This is a genomic window from Vibrio sp. SCSIO 43137, assembly GCF_028201475.1.
Taxonomy (GTDB): domain Bacteria; phylum Pseudomonadota; class Gammaproteobacteria; order Enterobacterales; family Vibrionaceae; genus Vibrio.
The window spans coordinates 2,683,044-2,708,650 of sequence record NZ_CP116383.1 but is presented as its reverse complement, the minus strand read 5'-3'; the positions used below and the strand labels follow the sequence as shown (position 1 = coordinate 2,708,650).

The following is a 25,607-nucleotide window of genomic DNA, read 5'->3' as shown; positions in this document are numbered from 1 at the left end:
TTCTGTTATGGGGCAGATATCGATAAACAAACCCTCCGCGACAAGGATGTCGCGGCGGAGCCCCATGGACGGGTTTATGCATGTTTGTGTTCGATATCTGCCTAAGAGACTTATATTTAGCAGTAACAGTTTAATCGGAATATAGCAGCTTGCCGTACTTCTCTAACTTAGCCAGCCTTTTCTCAGCATTGGCCATAAAGGTCTGCTTATCTTTACCCTTAAGTGACTTCGATTGTGGAAGTTTTACCGTTCTCGGGTTCTTGTGAACACCATTGACCAGAAATTCATAGTGCAGGTGAGGGCCGGTAACACGTCCGGTACCACCTAATGTGCCCACTGTTTGCCCCTGCTTCACTCTCTGGCCGGTTTTTACCCGTCGCTTCTTCATATGCAGATACTTAGTGATGTAAGTATTGCTGTGGCGGATAAACACATAGTTACCGTTGTACTTATTGTAACTGGACTTCTCTACCACACCGTCACCAGCAGCCCAGATAGGTGTGCCTACCGGTGCAGCATAGTCAGTGCCTCGGTGAGCAACAACTTTACCGGTTACCGGGTGGCGTCTGCGCGGGTTAAAGTTTGAGGTAACCCGGCGGAAATCGATAGGGGAACGAAGAAATGCTTTCTTCATTGCCCGGCCGTTTTCATCGTAGTAATTACCGGTTTTATCATCCAGAATGGCTTTAAAGGTGTCACCCTGATTGGTAAAGATAGCGGCAATAATTTTACCTCTGCCGGTCACTTCACCTTCAACCACTTTCTCTTCATAAAGTACTTTGAAGTTGTCACCGGAGCGGATATCCAGGGCAAAGTCGATATCCCAGCCAAAGATGCCGGCCAGCTCCATAATCTGGTTCGGTGTTAGTCCGGCAGAAATAGCCGCATTCCAGAAGTTAGAAGTGATAGTGGCTTCGGTGTAGTCGTACTGAATATTGACTGTCTTTTTATCAAACTCTGCTTTATAGCTGTCATCGGATTTATAAATGCGCAGAGTCTCTACCGGGGAAATCTCTCTTTTAATCTGCAGTAACTGATGCTCGTCGTCGAAACCAAACATCAGCTCTTCCCCCACCTTCAGCCGGGTCAGTTGTTTATTGATTTCTTTGTCGCTGCTAATCAGGTTATGCAATAAGCGGGCACTGAGTCCGATACGGCTAAATAACAGCGCCGCACTCTCACCTTGTCCGACCGTGTATTTTTCCCAGCGAATCACAGCTTCAGGAAGGGCCGAGCGGCTGATATCAAGAGACTCAAAGTTGATGGCCAGCGGGTAGCTCTGGCCGACCGTTAATGTGGACTGATCTTTGGTCAGGTCTTCACTGTCCGGCAGAAACAGCACTATGGTAATAAATGCTGAAATCAGGACGATAAGTGCACGGTGAATAAGCGGAAGACGCAAAAAAGTCGAAAGCATGATCAATCTTAGCTAAATAATAGTGAAAAAATTCAATACGAGAGTCTAACTGGTTTCAAAATACATAGCTATTCAAGTAAGATGTGCGGATATATTTTTTTGCCAAATTCGTGGGAGTAAACAGAAATGGCGAGTATTGAAGCAGCACTGGCTGAAATTAAGCGCGGTGTGGAAGAGCTTATTCCTGAAGAAGAACTGATTGAAAAGCTGAAAGAGGGGCGTCCTCTTCGCATTAAACTGGGTGCCGATCCAACTGCACCGGATATCCACCTTGGCCATACTGTAATCCTGAACAAACTTCGTCAGTTTCAGGAACTGGGGCATGAGGTCACTTTCCTGATTGGTGATTTTACCGGCATGGTAGGTGACCCGACAGGTAAAAACACCACTCGTCCGCCGCTGACCCGTGAAGACGTTCTGGCTAATGCTGAAACCTATAAGCAGCAGGTATTTAAAATTCTTGATCCGGCAAAGACAAAAATTCAGTTTAACTCTGAGTGGCTGTCAGAGCTTGGTGCCGAAGGTATGATCCGTCTGGCTGCAAACCAGACTGTTGCCCGTATGCTTGAGCGTGACGACTTTAAAAAGCGCTATACAGGTGGCCAGCCAATCGCCATTCACGAATTTATGTATCCTCTGCTTCAGGGCTATGACTCAGTTGCTATGGAAACAGACGTAGAACTTGGCGGTACCGACCAGAAGTTTAACCTGCTGATGGGCCGTGAACTGCAGAAAGCCAACGGCCAGAAGCCACAGTGTGTGCTTATGATGCCTCTTCTGGTTGGTCTGGACGGTGAGAAGAAGATGTCCAAATCAGCTCACAACTACATTGGTGTAAGCGAAGCTCCGGGTGAGATGTTTGGTAAGATCATGTCTATCTCCGATGATTTGATGTGGAGCTACTACGAGCTGCTGTCATTCCGCCCGTTGGAAGAGATTGCTCAATTTAAGAGTGATGTGGCTGAAGGCAAAAACCCTCGCGATATTAAGATTCTGCTGGCGAAAGAAATTATTGCCCGTTTCCACAGTGAAGCTGACGCCGATGCTGCGGAGCAGGAGTTTATTAACCGCTTCCAGAAAGGTGCCATTCCGGATGAAATGCCTGAGTTTGATTTTGAAGCGGGTATTGCTATCGGGAATCTGCTGAAAGAAGCGGGTCTGGTTAACTCTACCTCTGATGCTATGCGTATGATTCGTCAGGGCGCAGCTAAGATAGACGGCGCTAAGATTGAAGATACCAAACTGGTTCCTGAAGCAGGAACGGCGGTATATCAGGTTGGTAAGCGTAAGTTTGCCCGTGTAACGGTAAAGTAAGCTGATTATTTTTAATAAAAAGAGCACCTTAGGGTGTAATGCCAGTCAGTTAAGCTGACTGGCATTTTTTGTAAGGGTACTTTTTAGGTTTTTTCCTCATCACTCGAGGATACTTTCTATCTGGTACCTTGTCTGGCAATTCAAACATTCTTAACGTTTCCAGAAGCGTAGCATAGTGCTTCGGAAGGTTACCCGGACTACTGATCGGTATAGTAGTTAGATAAACCATTACATGTCTCGCGCAGTGAGAGAAACTTAACCTATTTGGATTAACATCATCCATGCCTGAAGCAGCTTCGATCATCGCTATACGAACCAAATTGTAGGCAACAAGTACTCCCCATAGCTCTTGCCGAACCATGTCTGGCTTTCGACTTCTTAGTGTGTGGGCAGACAATAAAAGGGTTTGTTTTATTTCTCGATAGCCAAGCTCAATTTCCCAACGCTGTTGGTAAAGCTCTACCAGCTCGTTATATTGATATTTCAGCGGATCTGTCAGCGAGCTTAAAACACGATACTCCTGACCATCAATGGTATAACTTGTTAATCTTACGATTAATTCTTCATTTAAGTCAGAGAACTTTTTTCGTGCCTGAGGAGATGTTTTGATTGATACCAGCCTGTCTCTTTTTCCGAGTTTATGCACTTCAGTGTAAACAAGGTCCTTTTTAGCCGGTATCATCCAGTGCCTTTCTGTTCCCGCCTGAGACCAGCTATTTAACAGGCCAAGTGAATAGTAACCTCTGTCAAATAGGGTTAGTGAGTAATCAGGTGCGTGTTCAATCAGCCTTTCGGCAAGAGTCATTTCGCCAATCTTTCTGGCATCGAAGGCACTGTCCAAAAGCAGATGACTTGATAGCTCCATCAAGCAGCACATGCGCACCTGAGGGTAACTGTTTTCCCCTTGTTTATTGCTATCGGAGCCGAAGAAGTCCCGGTTTTCGGCATTGTCATGGGTACGAAAAACGACACCGTCCACTGCAAGCAGGTTAAGTCCACGCCACACTTCAAACTTTTGCTTATTAAAGTGATGAGCAGCCAGAGCCTGAAATGTTTCCTGCATGGCTTCCACACCTAGCCTCTGCCGGGCTTGAACTAATGCGCTTGGTGCAACTAAATGACGTTTTCCAGGCAAAGATACATCAAGTTTACTGGCTATATCCCAGACGGATTCTTGTCGGAATAAACCCATTCCTACAACTGACCAAACCACAGCCTCCAATGGCAAGCGACGTTTGCGTACAGTTGCAACCCCCGCTTTTTCAAATGCTTGTGCAAGCAACTCAGGAGAGAGTAGTGAGTTCAACTTGTCTAATGAAGTGAGCTCTTTTACAGAGGAAATAGTTGTATCAAGGAGGGACTGAATAGACATAAAAAATCCGGCATCAATTACTTGATACCGGATTTTGAAGCCTTTTAAGGATCGTTCAACTGATCTATTAAATTTCTTAACTGATCAGCATTACACCTTAGGGTGCTCTTTTTTTACGTGCAAATCTATCTGCAAGAGGCTAGAATAGCGCCGCTGCAAGTCGCAGTAATTTTGGAGATTTATATGAACAATACCGACCATCCTCCTAGTATAAAGGGAGAAAAATAGCCCGTCTGGTATTGGCGTACTCCGCTCCTGCCGCTTCGGGTAGGAGTTTTTATTATTAAATTCTTCTCTTTTTTCTCCACTCTTTAATACTACAGCTACGAAATAGATGCGTGGGTTAAGCCTGCTCAGCTTATTTTGTCTGATGGTCGTTACCAATTGCTAATCGGGAGATTTGCCATGACGGTAATGAGCAATACATTTATTCGACCAGCACGCCCTTACTCTGTTGATGAGATAGGCGCTGCAACCAATGCTTTTCTTCAATATGAAGAGGAGCAGCAAGTTCATCTGCTGACAGTGATGCCTGAAGATGAGGCAGTGGGAATACTGTCAAATTGTTCTGTCAGCTATGTTCAGTATCTGCTGGGGCAGATGAGTAAAAATGGCTTTGAACAACGGGCAAAGCAATTTACAAAGCTTCTCGGCTTTGTTCTGTCAGATGAGCTATCAAGCCGGCCTTTGGCAAGTGGTTCGTTTAGCTGGCAGCAACTGGGTTTGAGTGTGCTCTGCTCATTGTTGTTGTCAGCGCTGTTTGTTACTCAATATGAAACAGTTGCCGGGCTATTTTTTTAAGGGTTAGTTCTGGTGCTTCCTGCCCGGAGCCCAGTTTGATCAGGTCTTGATAGAAGGCCTGTTCAAACAAAAATATCGGCGGAGTAACCTTTATTTCGTCATCTCTTTCGGGTGGGTAATAATCAGTGACAAACTGGACAAAGCTGGCTTGCGGTTCACCCTTACTATTCAGGGTGTAACCCGCCATATTATAGCTGCCATAAAGTGAGCCGCTTTTAGCGATAACATGCCCTTTAACCGGCGCCTTTCGCATACTTCTTCTGTATTTCAGCGTACCGCTTTCCCCCGCAGTCGGCAGTAGTTTTAGCATCTGAAGTTCTGAGTCGTTTCGCCAGATATATCTTAAAATCTGGTTCATATCGGCTGCGGTCATACGGTTGTTACGCGATAAACCGGAACCGTCTGCTAACTGTGCATCATTAAGATCAATGCCGGTGCGGCTATAGATAATCTGTTTAATTGCCTCTGTACCGTTATTAAAACTGCCTGGCTGAACAAAAAATCGTTGCCCTAACGTTTTAGTCAGATTGTCGGCAATCAGGTTATCCGACTTCTGTAACATGGTTTCCAGTAATTGCGGAAGTGGCGCAGACTGATGCTTGCTTAAGAGAATACCTCTTGATTGAGTTGAGGCTTTAATCGTGCCGTTGAACTTGATGGCATGTTTTGCCAGTAGCCGCCTAATTACCTGAGCCGCATAGGCGTCCGTGTGCTGAACGGCAAACTTCAGTGGCAATGGTTTGTTACGTTTTTTCAGACAGCCTGAAAGTTGGTAACGGTTATTGTCTGAGGTGGTCAGCTCTAAATCACATTGTCTCTCTTTCTGCTCTGTTTCAGAGACAGTGATGGCCTTACTCTCCACTGATATAGGTTGATGGGCAGGAACATGTACCCGGGTAGAACCGTCGCTGTTTGTATAGATAGAGGCCTGAACACAGTTTTTATCCAGCGTAATGGCACTGGCTGGTGCACTATAGCAGACGCCTAAAATATCCCATGGCCAGCCAACACCTCTCTCATAACCGCTGAAAATCTGGTTGTTGAGAAGGATGTCTCCTTTCACTTCAGAAACCCCTTTCGCTTTCGCTGCCATAATCAGATCTTCAAGGTGATGGGTGGTCAGGGTAGGGTCGCCGGAAAACTGAATAATCAGGTCGTTGTGTTTCTGTTGTATTTCAGTGGTAAAGCGAAAGGTATCTCCCAGCTCAATCTTTGCTGCAAGGGCGGTGACCAATTTCAGGGTACTGGCCGGCGGAAATAGCTGCTCTGAGTTCAGGGCTAACGGCTGGCCTGAAACCGTAGCGATTTCTAAGCCGACTCTGCTTCCCTGAGGCAGGTAGTCCAAGGGGGTATAACTAAAGGCTGTGGCAGAAAAAATGGTCAGAAAAAGTGTCAGTGCATGTCGCATAGTAAGCCTGAGGAGATTAAGTTCTGATTGCTGAAATTAACCACCAGTATACTCAATCCAGAGTATGAAAGCGCCTGTTTTCATCGAATGTATAAATGCAATTCTGGTCTCATATTTCGATCAATAATCTTTGTAAGTACGACATTTTTACATGGCAAATTGTGATTAAGGGTGACCCGGGATGAATCTTTGTTTACACTAGCCGCTAATTATCCGTTAGCTATTTCCCCACTCAGGCATCAGTTTGAGCGGGTTTGTATTGTCCAAATGCCATTTGGATACAGAGGTTTGAAATCATGGAAAAAGTTCCAATGACTGTCCGCGGTGAGCAGAAGCTGCGTGACGATTTAGAAGTACTATTAAAACGACGCCCTCAGATTTCTGAAGCTATCGCTGAGGCTCGTGAGCTGGGCGACCTTAAAGAGAACGCTGAATATCATGCCGCCCGTGAAGAGCAGGGTATTTGCGAAGCGCAGATCAGAGATATTGAGTACAAGCTGTCCGTTGCTCAGGTTATTGATGTAACTAAGATGGAAAACACCGGCAAGATCATCTTTGGTACCACAGTAACCTTGATCGATATGGACGATGATGCTGAGTCAACCTATCAGATTGTTGGTGATGATGAAGCCGATATCAAAGCGGGACGTATTTCCGTTAGTTCACCAATTGCCCGTGGCCTGATCGGTAAAATGGAAGGCGATGAAGTGGTTATTACCACTCCGGGTGGCGATAAAGATTACGAAATTGATAAGGTTGAGTATATCTAATTCAGCTTTCTCATGGTTCCGGTTATATCAACCGGATTTCATAAGCAAAAAAAGACCACAAATTGTGGTCTTTTTTATTAGCTAAACCCTGCTATTTTCTAGGGATTTCAATCTTACGCTGCTCAGACTGACGATAAAGTACCAGTACTTTACCAATGGTCTGAACTTTCTCTGCCTCTGTTTCGCGCACGATAGCATCAATAATCAGCTGCTTAGTTTCTCTGTCTTCAGAGGCAACCTTGATTTTGATAAGTTCGTGGTGATCAAGAGCAATCTCAATTTCCGCTAATACAGCCTCTGTTAATCCGTTTGCGCCCATAAGTACAACAGGTTTTAAGCTGTGTGCCAGGCCTTTCAGGTGCTGTTTTTGTTTGGTGCTTAGTTTCATTACGCGGCCAGTTATATCTGTTAAGTTGGAGGGTATTATCTATCAACAGGATAATTTTTAAAAGATATACCGTCTTCAGGGTTGAAAAACGCTATTTTAACGCCATCTAATCACGAAGACTATATTTTCTACCGTACTTTATACGATGAATTATCATCATCTACTAGGATTAAAGTGAGTAAACAAAAATAGTCTGCAGGCCCGGGGCGCTGGTTAAATGAACACTTCGCTGATAAGCATGTCAACGAAGCTGAGAAAACAGGCTATCGTTCCCGTGCTATCTTTTAGATTGGAGAAATTCAATAAAAGATGAGTTTTTAAAGCCGGATTTATCAGTTGTTGATTTGGACGCTGAGCCGGTGACGGGTCTCAATAGGCAACTCAGGTTGCCGGAGATAAAGGACAGGAGCCTGTAAAGTTATTACCAATGGACTCCATTTCCGGCGTCAGTTTCCTTCAGGGAGACTTTCACCAAGATGCAGTTATAGATGCACTATCAGAGAAAAATCAGTCTGATATGGCAACTAATATGGCGGGAAACTTGTTTGTTGACCAACCAGGAGCTATCTATTTAGTAGAGCCTGCGTTGGATATGTATCGACAAGCTCTTGCTGCCAATGGTAGTTTTGAGGTTAAAATTTTCCCAAGGGAAGGTTTTGATCAATACGTGAAAGATGTACGCGACCTGTTAAAGTCGTAAGCATAACAAAGCCCGATTCATCCTGAGCATGATACAAAGAAATTTATATCGTTGTAACCGGAGATAAAGGCTACTATTACATTGTGGCTACAAAGAATAAACTGTAGTACTCTACCTTTTAATTACAATTAGTTATCGAGAGGCTGACACCTTGAGTGACATGGCAAAAAATTTAATTCTGTGGCTGGTAATCGCTGTTGTCTTGATGTCGGTATTCCAGAGTTTCGGACCTGGAGAAAGTAACGGCAGAACTGTTGATTACACCACATTTGTACAGGAAGTTGGCCAAGGCCAGATTCGGGAAGCGCAATTTAACGATAAGGAAATCGTGTTCTATCGTCGTGATAACACTCGTTATGTGACGTATATGCCGTTTTATGACGTTAAACTACTCGATGACCTGATCAATCAAAATGTGAAGGTTCAGGGTTCACCACCGGAAGAGCAGAGCCTGCTGGGTACCATCTTTATTTCATGGTTCCCTATGATTCTGTTGATTGGTGTGTGGATTTTCTTTATGCGCCAGATGCAGGGCGGTGGCGGCAAAGGAGCGATGTCCTTTGGTAAGAGCAAAGCCCGCATGATGAGCGAAGAGCAGATCAAAACCACTTTTGCAGACGTTGCAGGCTGTGACGAAGCAAAAGAAGATGTGAAAGAGCTGGTTGATTACCTGCGTGATCCAAGCCGTTTCCAGAAACTGGGTGGTAAAATTCCTACCGGTGTTCTGATGGTTGGTCCTCCGGGTACAGGTAAAACCCTTCTGGCTAAAGCAATAGCTGGTGAGGCGAAAGTACCATTCTTCACTATCTCAGGTTCTGACTTTGTTGAAATGTTTGTTGGTGTCGGTGCATCCCGTGTACGTGACATGTTCGAACAAGCTAAGAAAGCCGCTCCTTGTATTATCTTTATCGATGAAATTGATGCGGTAGGTCGTCAGCGTGGTGCTGGTGTAGGTGGCGGTCACGATGAACGTGAACAAACCCTAAACCAGATGCTGGTAGAGATGGATGGTTTCGAAGGTAACGAAGGTATTATCGTTATCGCCGCAACTAACCGTCCGGACGTTCTTGACCCGGCACTGCTTCGCCCGGGTCGTTTTGACCGTCAGGTTGTTGTCGGACTGCCGGATGTACGTGGTCGTGAACAGATTCTTAAAGTTCATATGCGTAAAGTACCTCTGGATGGTGATGTTGAACCATCACTGATTGCCCGTGGTACTCCTGGGTTCTCTGGTGCGGATCTGGCTAACCTGGTTAACGAAGCTGCCCTGTTTGCTGCCCGCGGTAACAAGCGCAATGTTTCAATGGTTGAGTTTGAGCTGGCAAAAGACAAGATCATGATGGGTGCAGAACGTCGCTCAATGGTGATGTCAGAAGATACCAAAGAGTCAACGGCATACCACGAAGCTGGTCACGCCATTGTTGGTCGCCTGGTACCTGAGCATGATCCTGTTTATAAGGTGTCTATTATTCCACGTGGCCGTGCCCTTGGTGTGACTATGTACCTGCCTGAACAAGACAGAATCAGTATGTCCCGTCAGCATCTGGAGTCAATGATTTCCAGCTTGTACGGTGGTCGTCTGGCGGAAGAGATCATTTATGGTGCTGATAAGGTTTCAACCGGTGCATCTAACGATATCGAGCGTGCAACAGATATCGCCCGTAAAATGGTTACTCAGTGGGGCTTCTCTGAGAAGCTGGGTCCTCTGCTTTATGCTGAAGAAGAGGGCGAAGTATTCTTAGGAAGAAGTGTAACTCAGACTAAGCACATGTCTGATGACACAGCGAAACTGATCGATGATGAGATCAGAAAGATTATCGACCGTAACTACGATCGTGCTAAGAAGATTCTTGAAGACAACATGGATATTATGCACTCCATGAAAGATGCGTTGATGAGATACGAAACCATTGATGCCGGTCAGATAGATGATCTGATGGATCGCAAAGAAGAGATTCGTGAGCCTCAGGGCTGGACTGCTGATGCAGAAGCGAAAGTCGAAAAGTCTCGTGCTGAAGCAAAAGCTGCCCTCCAGAGTGCTGCCCAGCAAAAGGATGCTGACAAAGCTGAAGCGAAAGCGGAACAAAAGCCAGAAGCAAAAGCTGAAGAGCAGACTGAAGCTGAATCTAAAGACAGCGATGCTAAATAATCATCCATAAAATAACTATCAGACCTCAGCTTGCTGGGGTCTTTTTATATCACTATGATTTTAAAATCTAAACAGAAAAGCCTGCCACTGGATCGTCCGCTGGTAATGGCAATCCTTAATGTGACTCCGGATTCTTTTTCTGATGGCGGGCGTTACAACTCTATTGAAGCAGCGCTGGTTCAGGCAGATAAAATGGTCAGTGCCGGTGTCAGCATTATTGATATTGGTGGTGAATCAACCCGCCCGGGTGCACCGGAAGTTTCCCTTGAAGAAGAGCTAAAGCGTACTATTCCCGTTATTAAGGCGATACGGGAAAAGCATGATATCTGGATTTCCATCGATACCAGCAAAGCTGAAGTGATGAAGCAGGCCATTGAAGCCGGAGCCGATATTGTCAACGATGTACGCGCTCTGTCGGAGCCGGGTGCGCTGGATATTGTTGCCCGATACCATGTTCCTGTCTGCATAATGCATATGCAGGGACAGCCGGACAATATGCAAAATGACCCTCAATATGATCACCTGTTGTCCGATGTGGAACAGTTCCTTCAGCAAAGAATTGATGCTTGTGTAGAAGCAGGTATTGAGCGGGAAAAGATTATTCTGGATCCCGGCTTTGGTTTCGGGAAAACATTAGCTGACAACTACCAGTTACTTGACCAGTTCGATTACTTTCATAAATTTCAGTTGCCTCTGCTCGCAGGTATGTCGAGAAAATCTATGATTTTTAATGTGCTGCACAAGAAGCCTGATCAATGTGTGGCGGGAAGCATTGCTTGTGCTACTATCGCTGCCATGAAAGGCGCTCATATCGTACGTGTTCATGATTTTGAGGAAACTCTTGATGCTATGAACATTGTCAGCTCATTGGGCAACAAAAAATAATAAGCAGGATTTATTTATGTCGGAAAGACGCTATTTTGGAACCGATGGTGTACGCGGAAAAGTCGGACAGTTTCCTATTACACCGGACTTTATTCTTAAACTGGGCTGGGCGGCTGGTCGCGTATTGGCAAAGCAGGGCACCAGGCATGTCATTATTGGTAAAGACCCACGTATTTCGGGTTATATGCTTGAATCAGCTCTGGAAGCGGGTTTAGCTGCCGCCGGATTAAATGCCACACTAACCGGACCAATGCCGACTCCGGCCATTGCCTATCTGACACAAACTTTCCGGGCAGAAGCCGGTATTGTTATCTCAGCTTCGCACAATCCGTATTACGACAACGGTATTAAGTTTTTCTCTTCTGAGGGAACCAAGCTACCTGATGAAGTCGAGCTGGCCATTGAGGCAGAACTGGAAAAAGAGCTTGTCTGTGTTGAATCAGCTGAGCTGGGTAAAGCGACTCGTCTGGATGATGCCGCAGGTCGCTATATTGAATTCTGTAAAAGTACCTTCCCTAAAGAGCTTAGCCTTGCCGGGCTAAAAATTGTTGTTGATTGTGCTAATGGTGCAACCTACCACATTGCTCCTTCAGTGTTTAAAGAGCTAGGCGCTGATATTGTGGCCATGGGCGTTGAGCCAAATGGTACCAATATTAATGCCGGTGTTGGCGCAACAGACGTTAAAGCACTGCAAGCCCGTGTGGTGCAGGAAGAAGCGGATCTGGGTCTGGCGTTTGATGGCGATGGTGACCGTATTATTATGGTTGACCATGAAGGAAACAAAGTCGATGGTGACCAGATTGCCTATATTATTGCCCGTGATGCCTTGCGTCGCGGAGAGCTGAAAGGTGGTGTTGTCGGTACTCTTATGACCAACCTGGGAATGGAAAACGGCCTTAAACAGCTTGGTATTCCCTTTGTTCGTGCTGCTGTTGGTGACCGTTATGTTATGGAACAGCTACTTGAAAGAGAGTGGCGTATCGGTGCTGAGAACTCAGGCCACGTTATCTTGCTGGATAAAGTAACTACTGGTGATGCCATTGTTGCAGCCCTTCAGGTGTTGGCTTCTGTTGTCGGCAGTGAAATGAGCCTGAAAGAGCTGGCGGAAGGGATGACCCTTTATCCACAGGTGCTGGAAAATGTCCGTTTTGCCGGTGATTCGAACCCGCTGGAAGCTGAAGCGGTAAAAGCTGCAGTAAAAGAAGTGGAGCAGAAGCTTGGCGAAAAGGGTCGTGTACTGCTGAGAAAATCAGGCACTGAACCTCTGTTACGGGTAATGGTTGAAGGGGAAGATGCACAGCTTGTACAGAGCTCAGCCCTTGATATTGCCGAAGCAGTTAAAGCAAGCTGCTAATGAGTGTGAAAGCAGAAACAGCCGCTGGTTCGTTTCTGCTTTAAACCATTTGTTTTTGAGGTTGTTGTATAAATAACCGATTAAACTGATTTTTATATAATTCGCGTTTTTTTGCTTGTCACTACCAAGGCATTCCTATAAGATTGCTCGGCCTTCGATACTGGAGGTCGTTGGTTTGTCTCTGACTTTCAGTGACAGCAACAAAATGAATTAGAACATAGGTGGAAAAATGACAACCATTCTACTTGTGATTTACCTGTTAGCAGCCGCCGGTTTAATTGGCTTAGTGTTGATTCAACAAGGTAAAGGCGCAGACATGGGAGCCTCATTCGGAGCTGGTGCTTCAAACACAGTGTTTGGTGCTAGTGGCTCAGGTAACTTTTTAACCCGAATGACTGCAATTTGTGCAACAGTATTTTTCGCTGTAGCTTTGATTTTCGGTAACCTTGCAACGCATAAAACCGAATCTGTATGGGTGGATCCAACTAATGGTGAAGCTGTCGTACAAGAACAAGTTACAGAAGTACCGAGCGAAGTTCCTGCTGAAGAAGGCAGCGAAATTCCTCAGTAAAGCGAAATAACGCTTTATATGCCGAGATGGTGAAATTGGTAGACACGCTAGCATGAGGTGCTAGTGCCTTAGGGTGTGAGGGTTCAAGTCCCTCTCTCGGCACCATTAATTTATATTAATAGAAATATGAACTATAGATTGATGGCAACTTGTAAATCAATCTGTTGAGCGTATAATGCTCGGCAGTCGGACGCGGGGTGGAGCAGCTTGGTAGCTCGTCGGGCTCATAACCCGAAGGTCGTCGGTTCAAATCCGGCCCCCGCAACCAATACTCGATGAGTCTGATTTGCAAGTTATCATAGCTAATGTTGATTTACAGAGTCGCATTAACTATGAGCTAAGTAACCGCCAGCGGTTATTTGGTATATCAGGGTCCAGCAATAAAAAACCCCGACTATCGGGGTTTTTTATTATCTGATTTTTGTTTTTACACAAATTTCAGGTAAATGCTTGGAATTTAGATTGGGCTCTGAGCCCTTTTTTTGTTTCTGGAGTGGTTAAATGACTGGTTTAGAAAGACAACTAACTGAAATGCTGGAGTCACCAGTTGAAGCAGCAGGATATGAACTAGTTGGATTAGAGTTTATTCGCGCAGGCGAACACTCAACTCTGCGTATATATATTGACAGTGAAAACGGTATTAACGTAGATGATTGTGCAGAAGTTAGCCATCAGGTGAGCGCTGTACTAGACGTAGAAGACCCGATTTCTGTTGCTTACAACTTGGAAGTTTCTTCACCAGGTCTGGAACGACCACTTTTTAAAACTGAGCACTATCAGCAGTTTATTGGTCACGAGGTGAGCATTGTTCTGAAAATGGCTATGGGTAACCGCCGTAAGTGGAAAGGCGTTATTCACTCGACAGAAGGCGAGAACATAGTTGTTACTGTAGATGGACAAAATGAAGAATTTGCATTGAGCAATATTTCAAAAGCTAACCTGATCCCTAAATTTTAAAGTCTTAAGAGGCTAGATTAATGAACAGAGAAATTTTGGCTGTGGTAGAGGCCGTTTCTAACGAGAAAGCTGTACCTCGTGAGCGAATTTTTGAAGCGTTAGAAATTGCACTGGCAACGGCGACTAAGAAAAAACACGAAATGGAAATTGAAGTTCGTGTTGAGATTGACCGTAAAACAGGTAACTTCGAAACTTTCCGTCGTTGGATGGCAGTAGAAGAAGTTGAAAACCCGACGAAAGAGATCTCTCTTGAAGCGGCACAATACGAAGATGAAACCATTGAAGTTGGTGGTTTTATTGAAGATGAAATCGAATCTGTTACTTTCGACCGTATTACTACTCAGACTGCTAAGCAGGTGATTGTACAGAAGGTTCGTGAAGCAGAGCGTGCTCAAATCGTTGAGCAATTTATCGACAACGAAGGTGAGCTGGTAACTGGTGCAGTTAAGAAAGTAAACCGTGAGTCGATTATTCTGGATCTGGGTAACAACGCAGAAGCGGTTATCATGCGTGATGACCAACTTCCTCGTGAAAACTTCCGTCCGGGTGACCGTGTACGTGGTCTGCTATATGCCGTTCGCCCTGAAGCGCGTGGTTTCCAGTTGTTTGTTACCCGCTCTAAGCCTGAAATGCTGACTGAACTGTTCCGCATTGAAGTGCCGGAAATTGCTGAAGAGCTGATTGAGCTGAAAGGTGCAGCACGTGATCCAGGTTCTCGCGCAAAAATTGCAGTGAAAACTAATGATCGTCGTATTGATCCTGTAGGTGCATGTGTAGGTATGCGCGGTGCCCGTGTTCAGGCTGTTTCTGGTGAGCTTGGTGGCGAGCGTATTGATATCGTTCTTTGGGACGATAACCCGGCACAATTCGTTATTAACGCAATGGCTCCTGCAGATGTGGCTTCAATCATTGTTGATGAAGATGCACACTCAATGGATATCGCAGTTGAAGCGGATAACCTGGCACAAGCAATCGGCCGTAGCGGTCAGAACGTACGCCTTGCTTCTCAGCTTACTGGCTGGGAACTGAACGTAATGACTGTTGAAGAGCTTGAGAAGAAGCATCAGGAAGAGTCTGTTGCCTCTATCGAGAACTTTATGAAGTACCTTGATATTGAGCAGGACTTTGCAGAGCTTCTGGTTGAAGAAGGTTTCTCAACACTGGAAGAAGTAGCTTACGTACCAGTGAGTGAACTGCTTGAAGTTGACGGCCTGAATGAAGAGATCGTTGAAGAGCTTCGCGGACGTGCTAAAGATGCACTTACTACGCTTGCTCTTGCTCAGGAAGAGTCATTTGAAGGCCTTGAGCCGGCTGAAGATCTGCTTGGTCTTGAAGGTCTTGAGCGTGAAATGGCGTTCAAACTGGCAGCGAAAGGTGTTGCAACACTAGAAGATTTAGCAGACCAGGGTATTGATGACTTAGAAGGCATCGATGGACTTACAGAAGAGCGTGCAGGTGAGCTGATCATGGCTGCTCGTAATATCTGTTGGTTTAGTGAAGAAGAATAATATCAGCAAGGAGGTAGCGGAATGACGCAACTTACAGTTAAAGCACTGAGTGAAGAGATCGGAACACCGGTTGAACGCTTGTTAGAACAACTTGCTGATGCTGGCATGAAGAAAACCAGCAAAGACAATGTTTCTGATGAAGAGAAGCAGCAGCTTCTCACTCACCTGAAAAAAGAACATGGTGATACTTCAGGCGAAGCGCAGCCAACCCGTCTGACTCTTCAGCGCAAGACCCGCAGCACATTAAGTGTTGCAGCGAGCGGCGGTAAGAGCAAAAATGTACAGGTTGAAGTGCGCAAAAAACGTACGTATGTAAAACGTAGCGCCATTGATGAAGAAGCGAAGCGTGAAGCTGAAGAAGCAGCGAAACGCGAAGCTGAAGAAGCAACGAAGCGTGAGGCTGAAGAGAAAGCAAAACGCGAAGCTGAAGAGAAAGCGAAACGTGAAGCTGAAGAGAAAGCCAAGCGTGAAGCCCAAGAAAAAGCCAAGCGTGAAGCTGAAGAAAAAGCAAAACGTGAAGCTCAATCAAAAGCAGAACAAATGACTGATCCAAAAGAAAAAGCTAAGCAAGAAGCTGCTAAGAATGAAGCGGAAGAGCTGAAGCGTCGCCAGGAAGAAGAGGCGAAACGCAAGGCAGAAGAAGAAGCCGCTAAACTAGTAGAAGAAGCGCGTAAGCTTGCTGAAGAGAACGAAGCTCGCTGGAGCGAAGAAGAGAAGAAGAAAAAGGAACGTGAAGAGTCTTCTGACTACCACGTAACGACCTCTTCTTATGCTCGTGAAGCTGAAGATGAAGCCGATGCGAAAGCCGATACAGGTCGTCGTAAGCGCAAGAAGAAAGCCGCTAACGATAAAAACGATGCTCCGGCTCGTGGCGGACGTAACCAACGTGGTAAAGGCCGCAACAAGGGTAAACTTGCTAAACCAACGTCAATGCAGCACGGCTTTGATAAGTCAGCAACGGTTGCAAAACAAGATGTTGTAATTGGCGAGACTATCGTTGTTTCTGAGCTTGCTAACAAGATGTCTGTAAAAGGCACTGAAGTGATCAAGACTATGATGAAGATGGGTGCAATGGCGACTATCAATCAGGTTATTGATCAGGAAACCGCACAGCTGGTTGCTGAAGAGATGGGCCACAAAGTTATTCTTCGTAAGGAGAACGAACTGGAAGAAGCGGTACTGTCTGATCGTGACAACACGACTGAAGCAGTGCCACGTGCACCAGTTGTTACCATCATGGGTCACGTTGACCACGGTAAAACATCGACTCTTGACTATATCCGTAAAGCACACGTTGCTTCAGGTGAAGCCGGTGGTATTACCCAGCACATCGGTGCTTACCACGTAGAAACTGAAAACGGCATGATCACCTTCCTTGATACTCCGGGACACGCAGCATTTACTGCAATGCGTGCTCGTGGTGCTCAGGCGACGGATATCGTTGTTCTTGTTGTTGCAGCTGATGATGGCGTGATGCCACAGACTATCGAAGCAATCCAGCACGCGAAAGCGGCTGAGGTGCCTCTGATTGTTGCTGTGAACAAGATCGATAAAGAGGGTGCTAACCCTGACAACGTTAAGAACGAGCTTGCTCAGTACGATGTCATCCCTGAAGAGTGGGGCGGTGAGAACATGTTTGTTCACATCTCTGCTAAGCAAGGTACTAACATTGAAGGCCTGCTTGAAACTATCCTGCTTCAGTCAGAAGTTCTTGAACTGACTGCTGTTGCTGATGGTATGGCGTCTGGTGTGGTTGTTGAATCCCGTCTTGATAAAGGTCGTGGTCCTGTTGCAACTGTACTGGTTCAGTCAGGCACTCTGAACAAGGGTGATATCCTTCTTTGTGGTCAGGAGTATGGCCGTGTTCGTGCAATGCGCGATGAGAATGGTAAAGAGATCACTGCTGCTGGTCCTTCTATCCCTGTTGAGATTATTGGTCTTTCAGGTGTTCCTGCTTCAGGTGATGAAGCAACGGTTGTTCGTGATGAGCGTAAAGCGCGTGAAGTTGCAAACTACCGTCAGGGTAAATTCCGTGAAGTTAAGCTGGCTCGTCAGCAGAAAGCGAAACTTGAAAACATGTTCTCTAACATGGAAGCAGGTGAAGTTGCTGAACTGAACGTAGTTCTTAAAGCAGACGTACAGGGTTCTGTTGAAGCGATTACAGATTCACTACACAAGCTATCAACTGATGAAGTTAAAGTAAGTGTTGTTGGTTCTGGTGTGGGTGGTATTACTGAAACAGATGCAGTACTTGCCGCTGCTTCTAACGCTATCATCCTTGGCTTTAACGTGCGTGCTGATGCTTCAGCACGTCGTACTATCGAAACCGAAAACCTTGACCTGCGTTACTACTCAATCATCTATCAGCTGATTGATGAAGTGAAACAAGCAATGGGCGGTATGCTGGCTCCTGAGTTCAGACAAGAAATCATCGGTCTTGCAGAAGTACGTGATGTCTTTAAGTCTCCGAAACTGGGTGCAATTGCCGGTTGTATGGTTACTGAAGGTTTGATCAAGCGTAGCAACCCAATCCGCGTACTGCGTGATAACGTTGTTATTTACGAAGGTGAGCTAGAGTCACTTCGTCGCTTTAAAGATGACGTTCAGGAAGTTAAGAACGGTTACGAATGTGGTATCGGTGTGAAGAACTACAACGATGTACGTGTTGGTGACCAGATTGAAGTATTTGAAACCGTTGAAGTTAAGCGCACACTTGACTAACGGGTATAGCTGACATTATCTGACTTTTTAGTCGGTAATAGGTTGTTAAATACACCATGGGGGACAGAACGTCCCCCATTCTTTCTATAGTGAGAAAAGAAATGTCAAAAGAATTTAGCCGCACACAACGTGTGTCACAGCAGTTACAGAAAGAGCTGGCGCTAATTTTACAACGTGAAGTGAGAGACTCACGAATCGGTATGGTAACCATCTCCGATGTTGAGGTTTCCCGCGATCTTGCCTATGCCAAAGTATTCGTGACTTTTTTATGTGTTGGTGAGCAGACTCCTGAGTCCAGCCTTGCTGCATTAAAAGAGCATGAAGCTCATATCCGCATGATTCTCGGCAAGCGTATCCGCCTGAGACTGACACCAGAAGTTCGTTTTACTTACGACAATACCCTTGTTGAAGGTATGCGTATGTCCAATCTGGTTAGTGAAGTGATCAGCGATGATAAGCGCAGAGCAAAAGAGTCCGGTCGTGAGGATGAAGAGTAATGGGTCGCAGAGGTCGTCGTAAGGGTCGTCCGGTAGACGGAGTGATCCTGCTGGATAAGCCAACGGGTATTACCTCTAATGATGCCCTGCAGAAGGTAAAGAGAATCTACTTTGCTGAGAAAGCAGGCCACACAGGTGCTTTAGACCCTCTGGCAACAGGTATGTTACCTCTCTGTTTTGGTGAGGCGACTAAGTTTTCCCAGTTCCTGCTTGATTCCGATAAGCGTTATCGAGTGATTGCAAAGCTGGGCGAGCGTACTAACACATCCGATTCTGACGGAGAAGTGGTAGAAACACGCCCGGTTAAGGTTGACCGTGGTCAGCTTGAGCGCTGTATTGCCAAGTTCCGTGGTGAAACGGATCAAATTCCGTCCATGTATTCTGCACTGAAATATCAGGGAAAACCTCTGTATGAGTATGCCCGTGAAGGTATCGAAGTGTCGAGAGAATCACGCAAGATCACCGTATATAGCATCGAGCTGCTGCGCTTTGAAGGCGTAGAAGTGGAGATGGAGGTTCACTGTTCAAAAGGAACCTATATCCGCACTATTGTAGATGATCTGGGTGAGATGCTGGGTTGTGGTGCTCATGTGACTTATCTGCGCCGTACCGGGGTATCTAACTACCCTTATGAGCAGATGGTAACGCTTGAGCAGCTGGAAGCACTACTGGAACAGGCAAGAGAACAGGATATTGCTCCCCGTGAACTGCTTGATCCTCTGCTGATGCCAATGGACTCCGCTGTACAGGATTTGCCAGAAGTGAACATGATTCCTGATCTGGCAGATATGATTCTGCACGGTCAGCCGGTACAGGTGTTTGGTGCTCCGGCAGAAGGTGTTGTCCGTATGACCTCCGGCGAAGAGAAGACCTTTATCGGTGTTGGTGAAATCGACGATGACGGAAAAGTGGCACCTAAACGTCTGGTGGTTTTCCGCGATTGATCCTGAGGGGTAAATAGCATGGCTATTTTCCTTGATTTTTAAGCGCGAACCTCGTAATATTCGCGCTCCTCGTGTCGGCTGAATCAGAGATTGGCTGGCACAGTGTTTAACTTACTCTTATTAGGAGAGAATTATGTCTCTGAATGCAGAAACAAAAGCAGCAATCGTTGCTGAATACGCACAAAGCGAAGGCGATACAGGTTCACCAGAAGTACAAGTAGCTCTACTGACTGCTTCTATCAACCACCTTCAAGGTCACTTTGCAAACCACAAACAAGACCACCACAGCCGTCGCGGTCTTCTACGTATGGTTTCACGTCGTCGTAAGCTTCTGGATTACCTGAAAGGTAAAAACCTTGAGCGTTACCAAGACCTAATCAAACGTCTGGGCCTACGTCGCTAAGATCAGTTTGTAGAAAAAGGGAGCTTAGGCTCCCTTTTTTAATGCCGGTAACAAAAGAGTGGCTTTCAACAGGCAAAATATGAGAATTTTCCGTTAAATAGCCGCCATCAGATAGCAAAGTCAGCGCTATCTGGTTTATACTACGCAACGATTATTTCTGCCTGTCTGGCAGATGGTCAAATAACTATCCAACTTTTAGTAATACTGTCACAGATGTCGGCCACTTGGTCGCGACTATTACAAGTTGCATTCTGGATGTTGGCATTAGCCAGTGTGAGTCAGTTTGTACTAGTCGCGATGAGTATTACTTTGAGTTATTCACTCAATGTCGAAGCTAAAGCTTTGAAATAAGGAAATATAATGTTCGCGAATCCAGTCGTAAAAACATTTAAATACGGTAACCATACCGTTACTCTAGAAACTGGTGTTATTGCACGTCAGGCTACTTCAGCAGTTATGGTAACTATGGACGATACTGCGGTATTCGTATCTGTAGTTGGTAAAAAAGAAGCGGTAGAAGGTCAGGATTTCTTCCCTCTGACAGTAAACTACCAAGAGCGTACTTACGCTGCAGGTAAAATCCCGGGTGGTTTCTTCAAGCGTGAAGGTCGTCCTTCTGAAGGTGAAACGCTAACGGCTCGTCTGATCGACCGTCCGATTCGTCCGCTATTCCCGGATTCATTCAAAAACGAAGTTCAGGTTATTGCGACAGTTATGTCTGTAAACCCTGACGTTCAGCCAGACATTGTAACAATGATCGGTACTTCTGCTGCTCTTGCTATCTCTGGTATCCCGTTCAATGGTCCTATCGGTGCTGCACGTGTTGGTCATATCGATGGTCAGCTGGTACTGAACCCAAGCAACACTGAGCTGGAAACTTCTAAGCTTGATCTTGTTGTTGCCGGTACTGAAGGCGCGGTTCTTATGGTTGAATCTGAAGCAGACAACCTGACTGAAGAAGAGATGCTTTCTGCAGTAGTATTCGGTCACGATCAGCAGCAAGTTGTTATCTCTGCAATCAATGAGTTTGCCGCTGAAGTTGCTACTCCTGCATGGGATTGGGTTGCTCCTGAAGAGAACACGGCTCTTGTTACTAAGATTGCTGAACTGGCAGAAGCTAAGCTGGTAGAAGCTTACCAAATTACTGAAAAAATGGCTCGTTACGACCGTATCCACGAGATTGCTGCGGAAGTAAATGAAGTGCTGCTTGCTGAAGATCCAGAAGCAAACACTAAAGAAATCCACACTATCTTCCACGATCTGGAGAAGACAGTTGTACGTCGCAGCATCATCGCTGGTAACCCGCGTATTGATGGTCGTGAGAAAGACATGGTTCGTGCGCTGGACGTACGTACTGGCGTTCTTCCGCGTACTCACGGTTCTGCTCTGTTCACCCGTGGTGAAACTCAGGCAATCGTAACGGCTACTCTGGGTACACAGCGTGACGCTCAAATCATTGATGAGCTGACTGGTGAGCGTAAAGATCACTTCCTGCTACACTACAACTTCCCTCCATACTGTGTAGGTGAAACTGGTTTTGTTGGTTCTCCTAAGCGTCGTGAAATCGGCCACGGTAAACTGGCTAAGCGTGGTATTGCAGCAGTAATGCCATCTGTAGATGAGTTCCCGTACACAGTACGTGTAGTATCAGAAATCACAGAATCTAACGGTTCTTCTTCAATGGCTTCTGTATGTGGTACTTCTCTGGCTCTTATGGACGCAGGTGTGCCAATCAAAGCTTCTGTTGCGGGTATCGCAATGGGCCTTGTTAAAGAAGGCGACGATTTCGTTGTTCTTTCTGACATCCTGGGTGATGAAGACCACCTTGGTGACATGGACTTTAAAGTAGCAGGTACTAATGACGGTATCACTGCACTTCAGATGGATATCAAGATTGAAGGTATCACTAAAGAGATCATGCAAATTGCCCTGAACCAGGCGCAAGGTGCACGTAAGCACATCCTTTCTGTAATGGATGAAGCTATCTCTGGTGCCCGTGAGGATATCTCTGAGTTTGCTCCACGCATTCACACTATGAAGATCAACGCTGAGAAGATCAAAGACGTTATCGGTAAAGGTGGCGCGGTAATCCGTTCTCTGACTGAAGAGACTGGTACTACAATCGAAATCGAAGATGACGGTACAATCAAGATTGCTGCAACATCTGGCGAGCAGGCTCAGGATGCTATTAACCGCATTAAAGAGCTTACTGCTGAAGTTGAAGTTGGCGCTATCTACACTGGTAAAGTTGCCCGTCTGGCTGACTTCGGTGCCTTCGTTACTATTCTTCCTGGTAAAGATGGTCTGGTACACATCTCTCAAATCGCTGACAAGCGTATTGAGAAAGTGGCTGATCACCTTGAAGTTGGTCAGGAAGTTAAAGTTAAGGTTCTTGAAATCGACCGTCAGGGTCGTGTACGCCTAAGCATGAAAGAAGCGGTAGAAAAACCGGCAGAAGACGCTCCGGCAGCTGAGTAATATTGGCTTCTGGTCGCTTTTCTGGCTAATTTGCCGTAAAGCATGTTATAAAGGGGAACAGTGATGTTCCCCTTTTTCGTAGGGACAGAGGAGAAAGTTTTCAGTGAGATGGTTGAAATTTGCAGCCCTGAGTATTCCGTTATTTTTATCTGGTTGTGTAATTAATAAGTATGAGCCTTATGCTCCTCCAATGGTCACGCCGCTACAAGCTAATGACCAGCAAGAGTTCCAAATTGCTCGTTTGAGTCAACTGCTGAGCAGACAGGATCTGACTGATGATGTAAGAGCTAAAATGTTCTATGAACGCGGGATTCACTACGATTCTTTGGGACTTAGGGATTTAGCAAGACTCGATTTCAACTATTCGTTGAGCCTTAACCCGGCACAACCAGAAATATTTAATATGCTTGGGGTCTATTTCACCGGGAAGCGAAACTATGATGCAGCATATGAAGCATTTAACTCAACTTTAGAACTTGACCCTGATAATCAGTACGCGGAGCGCAACCAGGCCATAGCTTTATATTATGGAGGAAGACTGGAGCTAGCGTTGGAAGAGATAACAAAGCACTATAGCGATAATCCTGAAGACCCTTTTCGTTCATTATGGCTATATATTATTGAATTTGAGGGTAATCAAGAGAAGGCTAGAGCTAAGCTGGAGAAGAACTATAAAGAGCGTAGCGATGAATGGGGTTGGGTATTAGTTGCTGCGATGTTGGAAGATATTTCTGAACCTGAGTTATTTAACAATATTTTTAAAAGTAGTCCTGACAGGCTTGTTATCGCTCAACGTCTGACGGAAGCTTATTTTTATTTAGCTAAACGTTATCAACTTGAAGGGAAACTCCGGGAAGCGGAATCATTTTATAATCTTGCTATCGCTTTTAATATTTATGATTATGTAGAACACCGTTATGCTTTTCTTGAGTTGAGCAAAGTTCAGTCAGAAATAAGACGTGAAAGAGAGAAGCGTAAGGCGAAGTAGTTTGCTTTAAGTGATTGATAAAAAACGCCGGATGAATTCTCCGGCGTTTTTTATTGATCTTATTTTGTAAAATACTAAAATGGTTAGCCATGCTAACTAAATGGTGTTTTTAATGTCACTGCAGGCAAGCTTAATTGAACTGGAACGCTTTATGGCGAAAGAGTGGCGGCAGTATGCCCAGAATGATGACCCTTTTTGCCAGCTCAGTTTTAATGAGTTCGATTACTTAAGAGTGGTTCAGCTCGCTGATGAACCGATCCGGATAACTGATCTAGCCAAACAGATGCTGGTGAGTAAGCCTTCTGCATCAAATATGGTTGTCCGGCTGGAGAAAAAGGGACTTGTGCAGAGAATTGCCTGTCCGGAAGATGCCCGGGCAAAGCGGGTAATACTGACTGAAAAGGCTCAGAATAATATGGCTACCGACGACAGAATCCATTCTGAGATCTCCCGAAAACTGGAACAGAAGGTGTCGGAGCAGGAGCTTAATCAGCTGGTTCGTGTGCTGGAAAAAATGCTGAAGTAGTCCGGCAGATTAAATAAGCCGTTAACGTTTAATTATATAGTTAGCCTTGCTAACAAAATGAGTCATAAAATGTCTGAATCAATCTATAAACAGTTCTGGAAATATACTTTACCGACCGTTGCAGCCATGTTAGTGAACGGCTTATATCAAGTGGTTGATGGTATTTTTATTGGTCAGTATGTCGGTGCTGACGGATTGGCCGGTATCAATGTCGCATGGCCGATTATTGGCGCTGTGCTCGGTTTGGGCATGATGGTTGGTGTCGGTACAGGTGCGGTTGTCTCCATTAATCAGGGGGCAGGAAATCCGGACAAGGCAGAGAAAGTTCTTAGTAGCGGGCTTATCTTTCTATTCCTATTGTTTCCAGTGGTTGCCTTGCTTCTCTGGCACTATTCTGATGCCCTCATACTGGCTCAGGGTGTTGAAGGCCGGGTATTTGAGCTGGGTAAGCAGTATATTGATGTACTTATCCTTAGCAGCCTGTTCTCGCTTGGGTCTATCGCGTTGCCATTTCTGCTGCGTAATGATAACAGCCCTAACTTTGCCACTGTTTTAATGGTGATTGGTGCTGTAGTTAACATTGCTCTGGATTATGTTTTTATCGCCCTGCTGGGCTGGGAGCTTCAGGGGGCGGCGATTGCGACGGCGATAGCTCAACTGGTAGTGACAGTTCTGGGTACTGGCTATTTCTTCTCCCGCTATGCCACCATGAGGCTGACTATATCTAAGCTGACGTTCCGCTTCACTGTTCTGCCTGAAGTGTGTGCTATAGGCTTATCCAGCATGTTTATGTATGTCTATGGCTCGGCTATGGTTGCGGTACATAACTGGATGTTTACCCAGTTCGGTAATGTACTGATTGTCGGTGCTTATGCCATATTAGGTTATATAGTGACCATCTACTATCTGACTGTTGAAGGTATAGCCAACGGTATGCAGCCGCTGGTTAGTTTTAATCACGGAGCAAAAAACAGAGAATCTGTTAAAAAGCTGTTTGATGTCGCTATGTGGAGTTCAGTAATACTGGGGGTGCTTTTTGTCGGGCTGCTGAACATTTATCCGCAGCCGATTATCTCGGTATTTAACTCAGAAGATCCAGAACTGATGACACAGACGGTACTTGGCATCAGGTTACATATGTTTGCTCTTTTCTTGGACGGGTTTATCGTGGTAGCGGGTGCTTACTATCAAGCAGTAGGGAAGAGCAAGAAAGCTATGTTTGTTACTGTAGGTAATATGTTGGTTCAGCTTCCCTTTTTGTTTACGCTGCCTTATTTACTTGGTTTGTCAGGAGTGTGGCTGGCTTATCCGTTATCGAATATTGCCCTGAGCATAGTGATTATCTGGATGATCAGAAGAGAGTTTACTGCTGCTGAAACACCAAAGCCAGAAGAGGCTGATGCAACAGCTTAAACGAAAACAGGCAGAGCTAAGCTCTGCCTGAAGTGATTAATCT

At 45.5% G+C, this 25,607-nt stretch carries 21 protein-coding genes, 2 tRNA genes and 1 pseudogene; 20 read left to right on the top strand and 4 right to left on the bottom strand.

Annotated features, from left to right (window positions below; translation table 11 throughout):
* Window positions 1–130: 130 nt before the first annotated feature.
* The gene (locus tag PK654_RS12675) at window positions 131–1,417 is read right to left on the bottom strand and encodes a peptidoglycan DD-metalloendopeptidase family protein (RefSeq protein WP_271696135.1); all 1,287 of its coding nucleotides are present in this window, start codon (window positions 1,415–1,417) and stop codon (window positions 131–133) included.
* Window positions 1,418–1,543: 126 nt separating this feature from the next.
* On the opposite strand from PK654_RS12675, the gene tyrS reads away from it, so the two are divergent.
* Complete coding sequence (tyrS, locus tag PK654_RS12670; RefSeq protein ID WP_271696134.1) at window positions 1,544–2,731, top strand: tyrosine--tRNA ligase; 1,188 nt, start codon at window positions 1,544–1,546, stop codon at window positions 2,729–2,731.
* A 49-nt stretch (window positions 2,732–2,780) separates the two neighbouring features.
* On the opposite strand, the gene PK654_RS12665 is transcribed toward tyrS, so the two are convergent.
* Window positions 2,781–4,103, bottom strand: a complete 1,323-nt coding sequence (locus PK654_RS12665) for an IS4 family transposase (protein WP_271696133.1) — start codon at window positions 4,101–4,103, stop codon at window positions 2,781–2,783.
* 414 nt (window positions 4,104–4,517) lie between these two features.
* Here PK654_RS12665 and PK654_RS12660 point away from each other — a divergent pair, with 414 nt between their 5' ends.
* The gene (locus PK654_RS12660; RefSeq protein ID WP_271696132.1) at window positions 4,518–4,904 is read left to right on the top strand and encodes a hypothetical protein; all 387 of its coding nucleotides are present in this window, start codon (window positions 4,518–4,520) and stop codon (window positions 4,902–4,904) included.
* On the opposite strand, the gene dacB is transcribed toward PK654_RS12660, so the two are convergent.
* Window positions 4,867–6,312 (bottom strand): serine-type D-Ala-D-Ala carboxypeptidase, encoded by a 1,446-nt coding sequence (dacB, locus tag PK654_RS12655; RefSeq protein WP_271696131.1) that lies wholly within the window; start codon window positions 6,310–6,312, stop codon window positions 4,867–4,869. The genes PK654_RS12660 and dacB overlap by 38 nt on opposite strands.
* A 296-nt stretch (window positions 6,313–6,608) precedes the next feature.
* Here dacB and greA point away from each other — a divergent pair, with 296 nt between their 5' ends.
* The gene (gene greA / locus PK654_RS12650; protein ID WP_271696130.1) at window positions 6,609–7,082 is read left to right on the top strand and encodes a transcription elongation factor GreA; all 474 of its coding nucleotides are present in this window, start codon (window positions 6,609–6,611) and stop codon (window positions 7,080–7,082) included.
* A gap of 91 nt (window positions 7,083–7,173) precedes the next feature.
* Here the strand turns inward: greA and yhbY are convergent, their stop codons facing one another.
* Window positions 7,174–7,470, bottom strand: coding sequence for a ribosome assembly RNA-binding protein YhbY (yhbY, locus tag PK654_RS12645; RefSeq protein WP_271696129.1), 297 nt, complete (start codon window positions 7,468–7,470; stop codon window positions 7,174–7,176).
* A gap of 174 nt (window positions 7,471–7,644) precedes the next feature.
* Here yhbY and PK654_RS12640 point away from each other — a divergent pair.
* The 17 genes and pseudogenes from PK654_RS12640 to PK654_RS12560 all read left to right on the top strand — a co-directional run bounded on the left by PK654_RS12640 (window position 7,645) and on the right by PK654_RS12560 (window position 25,564).
* Window positions 7,645–8,196, top strand: a pseudogene (locus tag PK654_RS12640) (SAM-dependent methyltransferase).
* A 134-nt stretch (window positions 8,197–8,330) separates the two neighbouring features.
* The gene (gene ftsH, locus PK654_RS12635) at window positions 8,331–10,319 is read left to right on the top strand and encodes an ATP-dependent zinc metalloprotease FtsH (RefSeq protein WP_271696128.1); all 1,989 of its coding nucleotides are present in this window, start codon (window positions 8,331–8,333) and stop codon (window positions 10,317–10,319) included.
* 54 nt (window positions 10,320–10,373) lie between these two features.
* Window positions 10,374–11,204 (top strand): dihydropteroate synthase, encoded by an 831-nt coding sequence (folP, locus tag PK654_RS12630; RefSeq protein ID WP_271696127.1) that lies wholly within the window; start codon window positions 10,374–10,376, stop codon window positions 11,202–11,204.
* Between the two features lie 16 nt (window positions 11,205–11,220).
* A complete protein-coding gene (glmM, locus tag PK654_RS12625; protein ID WP_271696126.1) occupies window positions 11,221–12,558 on the top strand; it encodes a phosphoglucosamine mutase in 1,338 nt (445 codons plus the stop codon).
* A 229-nt stretch (window positions 12,559–12,787) separates the two neighbouring features.
* Window positions 12,788–13,129: a preprotein translocase subunit SecG gene (gene secG / locus PK654_RS12620; RefSeq protein WP_271696125.1), complete on the top strand. Its 342-nt coding sequence runs from the start codon at window positions 12,788–12,790 to the stop codon at window positions 13,127–13,129.
* A 20-nt stretch (window positions 13,130–13,149) separates the two neighbouring features.
* A tRNA-Leu gene (locus PK654_RS12615) sits at window positions 13,150–13,234 on the top strand.
* Between the two features lie 86 nt (window positions 13,235–13,320).
* A tRNA-Met gene (locus PK654_RS12610) sits at window positions 13,321–13,397 on the top strand.
* A gap of 233 nt (window positions 13,398–13,630) precedes the next feature.
* The gene (gene rimP, locus PK654_RS12605) at window positions 13,631–14,086 is read left to right on the top strand and encodes a ribosome maturation factor RimP (protein WP_271696124.1); all 456 of its coding nucleotides are present in this window, start codon (window positions 13,631–13,633) and stop codon (window positions 14,084–14,086) included.
* 20 nt (window positions 14,087–14,106) lie between these two features.
* Window positions 14,107–15,594: a transcription termination factor NusA gene (nusA, locus tag PK654_RS12600; protein WP_271696123.1), complete on the top strand. Its 1,488-nt coding sequence runs from the start codon at window positions 14,107–14,109 to the stop codon at window positions 15,592–15,594.
* Window positions 15,595–15,615: 21 nt separating this feature from the next.
* Entirely contained in the window at window positions 15,616–18,315 is a 2,700-nt protein-coding gene (gene infB, locus PK654_RS12595; RefSeq protein WP_271696122.1) for a translation initiation factor IF-2, read from the top strand.
* A gap of 101 nt (window positions 18,316–18,416) precedes the next feature.
* Window positions 18,417–18,812: a 30S ribosome-binding factor RbfA gene (rbfA, locus tag PK654_RS12590; protein ID WP_271696121.1), complete on the top strand. Its 396-nt coding sequence runs from the start codon at window positions 18,417–18,419 to the stop codon at window positions 18,810–18,812.
* Window positions 18,812–19,756 carry a tRNA pseudouridine(55) synthase TruB gene (truB, locus tag PK654_RS12585; RefSeq protein WP_271696120.1) on the top strand — a complete coding sequence of 315 codons (945 nt, stop codon included), beginning with the start codon at window positions 18,812–18,814 and terminating at the stop codon, window positions 19,754–19,756. Before rbfA ends, truB begins: the two co-directional genes overlap by 1 nt.
* Window positions 19,757–19,889: 133 nt before the next feature.
* A complete protein-coding gene (gene rpsO, locus PK654_RS12580; RefSeq protein ID WP_271696119.1) occupies window positions 19,890–20,159 on the top strand; it encodes a 30S ribosomal protein S15 in 270 nt (89 codons plus the stop codon).
* A gap of 360 nt (window positions 20,160–20,519) precedes the next feature.
* A complete protein-coding gene (gene pnp / locus PK654_RS12575; protein WP_271696118.1) occupies window positions 20,520–22,637 on the top strand; it encodes a polyribonucleotide nucleotidyltransferase in 2,118 nt (705 codons plus the stop codon).
* A gap of 103 nt (window positions 22,638–22,740) precedes the next feature.
* On the top strand, window positions 22,741–23,625 hold the full coding sequence (gene nlpI / locus PK654_RS12570) for a lipoprotein NlpI (RefSeq protein WP_271696117.1): 885 nt from the start codon (window positions 22,741–22,743) through the stop codon (window positions 23,623–23,625).
* Between the two features lie 112 nt (window positions 23,626–23,737).
* The gene (locus tag PK654_RS12565; RefSeq protein WP_271696116.1) at window positions 23,738–24,151 is read left to right on the top strand and encodes a MarR family winged helix-turn-helix transcriptional regulator; all 414 of its coding nucleotides are present in this window, start codon (window positions 23,738–23,740) and stop codon (window positions 24,149–24,151) included.
* A gap of 69 nt (window positions 24,152–24,220) precedes the next feature.
* Window positions 24,221–25,564, top strand: a complete 1,344-nt coding sequence (locus tag PK654_RS12560) for an MATE family efflux transporter (RefSeq protein ID WP_271696115.1) — start codon at window positions 24,221–24,223, stop codon at window positions 25,562–25,564.
* The last annotated feature ends 43 nt before the right edge of the window (window positions 25,565–25,607 follow it).